2 protein-coding genes are annotated in these 2,310 nt (G+C 38.7%); both read right to left on the minus strand.

The features are described 5' to 3' along the window. Nucleotides 1-89: 89 nt before the first annotated feature. Nucleotides 90-590, minus strand: coding sequence for a GNAT family N-acetyltransferase (locus F6K13_RS29060; RefSeq protein ID WP_124143073.1), 501 nt, complete (start codon nucleotides 588-590; stop codon nucleotides 90-92). A gap of 569 nt (nucleotides 591-1,159) precedes the next feature. Next, a complete protein-coding gene (tsaD, locus tag F6K13_RS29065) occupies nucleotides 1,160-2,224 on the minus strand; it encodes a tRNA (adenosine(37)-N6)-threonylcarbamoyltransferase complex transferase subunit TsaD (RefSeq protein ID WP_124143072.1) in 1,065 nt (354 codons plus the stop codon). Nucleotides 2,225-2,310 lie beyond the last annotated feature (86 nt).

Consider the following 2,310-nt stretch of genomic DNA (forward strand, 5'->3'; position numbering starts at 1 on the left):
ATTCGACCCGTAAACATACAGGCTCGATGAGGCAACTGGGGCAAATGAAGCGCTCAAAATCTCAAAGTGCGGACTTTGTTGACGGGGACTTAGAAACCCCGTCCGTCTACACGGCGGGGTAGTTCATCATCTCGCTTCGTACCATCTAAATTAGCCACTTTTGGTAAATAACCCCAACGTTGAAAACCAAACTTATCAAATAACTTTAAACTAGGCTGGTTATGAGCAAATATAACACCCAGTAAAGTATTGATTCCTAATTTAGGACTGTACAAAATTGCCTCTGAAAGTAATTTTTTCCCTATTCCTTTACCTTTATATTCAGGAGCAATATATATGCTCACTTCTGCTGTAGCTTTGTATGCAGCTCTGCCATTAAAAGACTGAAAACTCAGCCACCCAACAATTTTTTCATCTAATTCTATCACCCAAATTGGACGACTATCAGGTGAGTGTTCTTGATACCAAGGAATACGACTTTCAACTGATATAAATTCTAGATCTGCAGTAGCAATACGACTAGGAATTGAAGCATTATAAATTTCTACAATTACGGCTAAATCTTTTTCTTCAGCGTTTCTAATTTTCATTACTGATGTAGGAGTCTTAATTTTAAATTGTGCAGAAAATAGGTTCAACAATTAATAATTAATAATTAATTATTAATTATTAAGGCTTGCGCTCATAAAGCTAAAAGTCAGGATAGCTAAGTTCATTGCATTAACTGATATTGGTTAAAGCATTTTTTTGTCGAAAAAAGTGCCAGCTTTTCAGCTCAAAGAGCTGCAAAAAGCTAGTACTTTGAGACGATTATGGCAGAAAAATATTGGGACAATTTTTCCGACTATCTCTTCTATAATTCCCATTTCTCCTGTCTCCTACTAAAAGACTTTTTCAGCAAACCCCAATTATCAACTATCAATTATTCATTGTAATAGGGCTTTTTATATTCAATTTATCTCCTAGTTATTGGCTCTTATTGGCCTCAATTTACTGAAATTTTCTACTGAAATTCAAGAAAATTTCTTCACATAAAATGGCCGAAACCGTTGCCTGTTTCACCTCAAATCGACCCGTCCCCGCGTCCCCGTGTCTCGATGTCCCCGTGTCCCCGCGTCCCCGTGTCCCCGTGTCATACTTGTTACAGCTCACTTATTCCCTAGCGCATAGCGCTATACAACTCCATCACATCTTTTATGGCCATTCGAGAACTAGCTCCTAAGTTCAGAGATGAAATGTGGCCTCGACTCAGATGGTCAGCCGCCGCACAACCAATCATGGCCGCATTATCTGTACAGAATTTGAGGGGAGGAAATAGTACCTGTAAATTATTCTTACTTGCTGCTCTACTTAAGTGCCATCGCAACCCACTATTTGCAGCTACACCTCCACCAATCGCAATTGTATTTAATCCATAATCTAGCGCACAGGCGATCGCTCTTTTTGTTAACCCCTTCGCTACAGTTTCTTGAAAGCTAGCTGCAATGTCCTTAGTTATTGAAGACTCAGGTAATAATTCATGGCCTTCTGTTTCCAATTTTTGAATTAATCGCAACACAGCAGTTTTTAGTCCACTGAAACTACAATCATAGGGGTGATAGCCACCTTCAGGTAAAGAAATTTTCCCTTCAGGTAGAGAAAAAGCCGATCTATTACCCTCTGCTGCCAATTTATCAATTATGGGGCCTCCCGGATAGCCAAGTTTCAATAATCTAGCCACCTTATCAAAAGCTTCTCCTGCAGCATCATCCCTTGTTTGGCCTAATGTTTCATAAACACCACAATCTTTGACATAAATTAAACTTGTATGGCCCCCAGAAACCAACAAACAGAGAAAAGGTGGTCTTAATTCTGGTTGACTAAGATAAGTCGCGTAAATATGACCTTCTAAATGATGCACTCCCACAAATGGCTTTTCATGGACAATAGCCAGAGTTTTTGCTGCCGTTATTCCCACTAACAAAGCGCCAACCAAACCAGGGGCACAAGTAGCTCCAATACCATCAATATCTGGCCAATCTAAATCTATCTCTGTAAAAGCCTGAGCGATCGCCTGATTGATTATTTCTAAATGTTGCCGTGAAGCTATTTCTGGGACCACACCTCCATAAAAACTGTGAATATTAATTTGTGACTTTACGATATTACTTAAAACTTGATGATTCTTAACAATTGCCACAGACGTTTCATCACAACTTGTTTCTATAGCTAAAATAGTTGTCATTGACTGATAAATTTATAAAAATAGCTTGATTACTGTCAGCTTCAAATTTATCATTTCCATAGAAAAAAGAGCTTTTTTCCTTCGTG

Origin of the sequence: Okeania sp. SIO2B9 (genome assembly GCF_010672505.1) — a bacterium.
In the GTDB taxonomy this organism is placed as follows: domain Bacteria; phylum Cyanobacteriota; class Cyanobacteriia; order Cyanobacteriales; family Microcoleaceae; genus Okeania; species Okeania hirsuta.